Source organism: Microvirga vignae, assembly GCF_001017175.1.
GTDB classification, from domain to species: Bacteria; Pseudomonadota; Alphaproteobacteria; order Rhizobiales; family Beijerinckiaceae; genus Microvirga; species Microvirga vignae.
The window spans coordinates 1-4,800 of sequence record NZ_LCYG01000022.1; the positions used below are offsets into that span (position 1 = coordinate 1).

A 4,800-nucleotide genomic window follows, 5' to 3' on the forward strand; every position below is an offset into this window, starting at 1 on the left:
TCGGCGACAGCGTTATTGCCTAGAGCGCTGCACTGTAACAGGATTGAGCCCCAAAGGGTGAAGCTCCCCAGCTTGGAGCCTCCCCCTTTGTCAGTCACAATCACTATTGGCGCTGTTCCTGGGCCGGGCTTGTCTTCGGGACGCTTCTATTCGTTTGGAGCAGCATCTTTCAGCTAGGCCCCTTCATCAGCCGCGCCGCCGCTCTGATGAGCTGTTCGTCGAGCATGTCTTCAGCGGCATTATACTGGATATTGGGCGTTCCACCGCTCGTAGGTGGCCCAACGCATGCCCTTCTGGCTTTGGCCCCACTCATCCAAATCAACATCTCCAAAGAGCCCCGCCTTGAGCTTCGCCTTGGTGCGGCGTCGTTCGGGCCCGGATCCAGTATGGCTCCGGCTGGCTCGGACAGCGGCGATCTGATTGAACTCGGCGGCTGCCAGCACCACGGCACCGGTGCAGTCACTGCCCCCATCGTGCCCAACCCGCTCCCATCAGGTGGCACGCCCTGGGAACGAGTGCGCCGACTGGTTCTGGATTCGCTGTTCGAGCGCCAAGGCGACGGGGCCAATAAAGAGTGGAAACGCATGCATCACGATCCGCCCGACATTGAGCGTGACGCTGGCAACCATGGCGACACACAGCAGAAGCGGAACGACAAGCCAGTCTACCTGCGACGCATAAGGCGCGTGTTTCGACAGGGTTGTTGTTCGGGCGAGAAGAGCCAGGGCAAAGACGACGAGAACAGGAAGCACGTTCAGGAGCAGTCCTCGCAGCGTCAGGCTCGCCTGAACGTTCATCATGATCGATGGCAGAAGATGCCCAAGGTTCTGCTGATGCTCCATCAGCGGAAGCGGAAAAGCCATCATCGCGGCCCCGTACAAGGCGCACCCGGCGATGACCGGGAACAGGAACAGGAACGCTCTCTGCCGAGCGGGCCGCAGTAGCAGACGTACGGCGAACATCAACCCAAAGACAATGAGCACCTTCTCGTTCGCAAGCGCCGAGACGACCATGAGAGCGGAAAAGGCAGGCAGCGAGTTCAGGGCCAGAACGCCAAAAGAGATCAGCAGGAGCGCCGGGGCATCGAGGGAGTAGAGGGCGATATACTGGGCCAGAATGAACGCCAGGGCGCCCGCCAGGAATGTGCCGAGCGGTCCACAACCAAACCGTGTTGCAGCCGCATAACCAGCCACACAGACGGTGGCCACCATGCAGAGGTAGGACAGGACCGCAAGCGCCTGTTTGGCCGCGATATAGGCCGGAGACCAATCTCCAGGAAGGTTGCTGAAGGTGATCACCGGGAGCAGCCTGAATGGAATGGCTGCCGCAACGGAGAGAACGCGGTAGGCCCAGGGCGCTCCCGGAACGGAGCCTTCGGGATGGCCGATCAGGTACAGCAGGTAAGGCGCATAGTCATCGGTGATGATCGTATTAAACAGGACCACCCGGAGCAGAGTAATGAAAACGGGATAGAGCACAATTGACAGGGCCAGAAACGTCAGGATGCCTCGACGCAAAGGGGTGGAGAGCAGCAAGATTACAATCCTTTGTGGAAGCAAGGTGGCCGGCAGAAGAGACTTCAGTTCTGGTGATGGCCTGTTTCCTGGCAGCTCATTTCATAGGCACAATGTTCAATCAACACCGAAGTGTTGGCACCCCCGCCTTTTTGTCCTTCGGCGTTCCCTGGAAATAGTGAAAGTTGCTCCCACAGGCGTGGAATTTTCGGAGGTGGGAAGGTCCTGGCCTAGCCTTGGATCAGCGGGTGCCACCGAAGAGGAAACCCTAGATTTGAGAAGGGCGCCCTCCATCGAGAACCGCCCCTTGGGAAATTCTGGCGAACTGAGGTGAACCCAAAAGCTGGGGTCGGTGTTGATCAAGGGCCTAGCACTCCACCAGGATCTACACTTCAGCTAGGCGGGATTAAGCGGAGAGAGCCTCAGGTATTCCTTGCCTGGGGCTCTTTTCTGTGGGGAGGTCAGTGTCACAGACAGGCATCCTTGGTCAGATGGGGGCGGAGGACCTTCCGAGGCAGAACACCATCAGTGACGTGGGGACACGGCCGGGAAGGGCTTATGCTTTGACCACTCAATGCCTCTGGCCACCGATCAGCAACTGAGCCGTCTACCCTCACGGCGACCAAACCTCAGATAGTGCGCCAAGCCAGACTCTACTTCGCCGCGCCTGACAGCTCGCCGAACGTCGCGATGGCAGCGCAGGTACTCGCGTTCATTGAAGGCATATGCACGGTCTCTGTACCTGGGGCCGCGCTCCCTGTACTCGTAATCATAATCGCGCCCTCGGTACCTGGGGCCCCGTTCTTCGTATCCGTAATCAGGTTCTTCGTACCCGTAGCCAGGGCCTCCATACCATTGGGCTGAAGCTGAGCCTATCGGGGCCATTAAGCTGAGACCTACAGCCGCTATTGCGCAAAGCGCCTTCATGTTGAGTGTTCTCCGAATCGGGACCTAGAAATAGTTTCAGAGTTGCCACTGATCGAGAAAGTGCACGAGAGCCATTGAAGGAAGGCCGAACAGAGCTTGCAGTTCCCGTTCATCTTTCGGGATCTGTCTGAGTCTCGGTGCCGGTGTCGGCCCTGTGGGTTGTGGCTCAGGGGTTTTCCGCACGAGCGGAAACGGGGATAGACGCAACTGTTGTGATCTCAAAGCGTTACCTGCATCATCGATGCTTGGGAGGGTTGCCCATGCCCTACGGGAATCGTGTTCGTGTATGCGGCTGTATAGGGCTTGCAGTAGAATCCTTCGCGCTGATTGGCGCTATCGTTGCTCAGCCCATTCTGAGTGTCGTGTGGCCTCCACACAAAGCGACCGCTCAATTGGCCCGGTTCGCTCGATAATACATGTGAAGAGCCTATCCAGGGTGGCGGGTGCGCAGATTGGGTCCGCAAGCGCCAAGCATGATCAGCTAAGGCTTTGCATTTCTCGATGATTTTGTGGAGATCAAAGTGTTGGCTGGGGCGCCAGGATCCCCAGCTGACCACCCCGCCCTCCCGTAAGCCCCTGACAGTCAACAGGAACCCGCCTGCGGTGTTTCGGGGTGTGTACCACCAACCGGCACCATGGTGCATGCACCTTTGATTTTTAATCAAACACAGGAGCTAAAATCTCCGCGTGGCCCCAAGGCCGGTTAGCGAAGGGTAGAGCCCGCCAGCTTTTGACCCGCCCCCTCTCTGTGGTCGAGACTTTTTCTCTTCGTTTATCGCAAGGGAGGCCCATTCCGGTTCTCAGGGGATAGCCCCTGCACTTTTGGATCCATCTCCTGTTGGACTTGGAAGCATCCATGGCCCTGCCATTATCGGCGGAGGTTGTTCCTAAAGCCAGCTTGAAAACTCATGCTGCTAAGGTAAGTTGGTGACATATGAGAGCGGGGGCGCATTATGACGGCAATTACAGCAGGAGCAGGTTTTCCACTGCAGATGGATGCCCGCGGCAATATCAAACAGTTGGACAGCTACTGGTCACTCCTTACGCAGAAGACATATACCGCGTCGTCATTCTCCACATCATTAATCTATTCTGACAATGTTGCGATCACTTACAGCATCGATGTTGGAGGGGATCTTGTTTACAGCAACACTGGAAAGTTAACGGGGCGAATTGGGAGCTTATCTCTCTTAGCCAACGGCGACACAGTTCTTTCGGTGAGTGGTGCGAATGTCTCTGTATCTGGAGCTTCTCGTCTCCCGCTCAGCTTATTCCTTGCCGGCGATGATGGTATCTGGGGTTCTCTCCTTGACGACAGCATTCAAAGTCTCACTGGGAATGACTCCTTATATGGTGACTTAGGCAACGACTTTCTCAATGGCGGCCCTGGAATTGATGGAGCGTTTTATAACTACAATCAAAGCCAAGGTCGCGTAAACTTTGCGCCAGACCGCATTATCGTGACCGGACCAGATGGAAGAGATGAACTAGTCAATATCGAGAACATCGATTTTATCGATGGGCCCTTTGATGATCCTCTGGTAGATGACTCGTTCTACGCAAATTCTCGCCCGGATGTTTTCGAAGCGGGCTGGAATGTAAATGTCCACTACAATGTCCAAGGCTGGCGCGAGGGCGGCAACCCAAATCAATTTTTCTCAACGAATGCGTACCTGTCTGCAAACCGCGATGTGAAAGCAGCCAGTGTCAATCCTCTGGAGCATTTCCGGTACTATGGCTGGAGAGAGGGGCGAGATGCCTCGGTTGCCTTTGACACTGACCTTTATCTGCGTTTCAACCCAGACGTGAAGGCGGCAGGTATCAATCCCCTGGAGCACTTCATAACGTATGGCCAGTATGAAGGGCGCAGCACCTACACGGCTGTTGGCCGCTCCATCAACAATGGCTTTGACGCGGAGTATTATCTGCTGGCCAATCCCGATGTCGGGGCTGCCGGGGCCGATGCGGCGTTCCACTTCGCCACCTTCGGCTGGAAGGAGGGGCGGGATCCGAACGCCTTCTTCGACACCTCGGCTTATCTGGCCACCTACACCGATGTGGCGGCCGCCAACATCAACCCGCTCGAGCACTACAATGCGTCTGGCTGGCAGGAGGGCCGGGATCCCTCGGGCGAGTTTGACACCTCAAGCTATCTTGCCGCGTATGCGGATGTGGCCGCCGCCAACATCAACCCGCTCGCGCACTATCTCAAGTTCGGCATCTATGAAGGCCGCCAAGCGTTCGGGGACAGCGTCATTGGGTAAAGCGCTGAACTTTAAGCAGGATTCGGAAGGAAGGCCTTGATCCAGTCTTGGATCTGCCATCGAAGAGGAGAACCTAGATTTGAGAAGGGCGCCCT

At 56.6% G+C, this 4,800-nt stretch carries 2 protein-coding genes; one reads left to right on the forward strand and one right to left on the reverse strand.

From position 1 onward, the window contains the following. Positions 1-491 precede the first annotated feature (491 nt). Positions 492-1,535: a hypothetical protein gene (locus AA309_RS10105; RefSeq protein WP_047188902.1), complete on the reverse strand. Its 1,044-nt coding sequence runs from the start codon at positions 1,533-1,535 to the stop codon at positions 492-494. 1,859 nt (positions 1,536-3,394) lie between these two features. Between AA309_RS10105 and AA309_RS34170 the strand changes: the two genes are divergently transcribed. Continuing rightward, positions 3,395-4,705 (forward strand): hypothetical protein, encoded by a 1,311-nt coding sequence (locus AA309_RS34170; RefSeq protein WP_150117472.1) that lies wholly within the window; start codon positions 3,395-3,397, stop codon positions 4,703-4,705. Positions 4,706-4,800 lie beyond the last annotated feature (95 nt).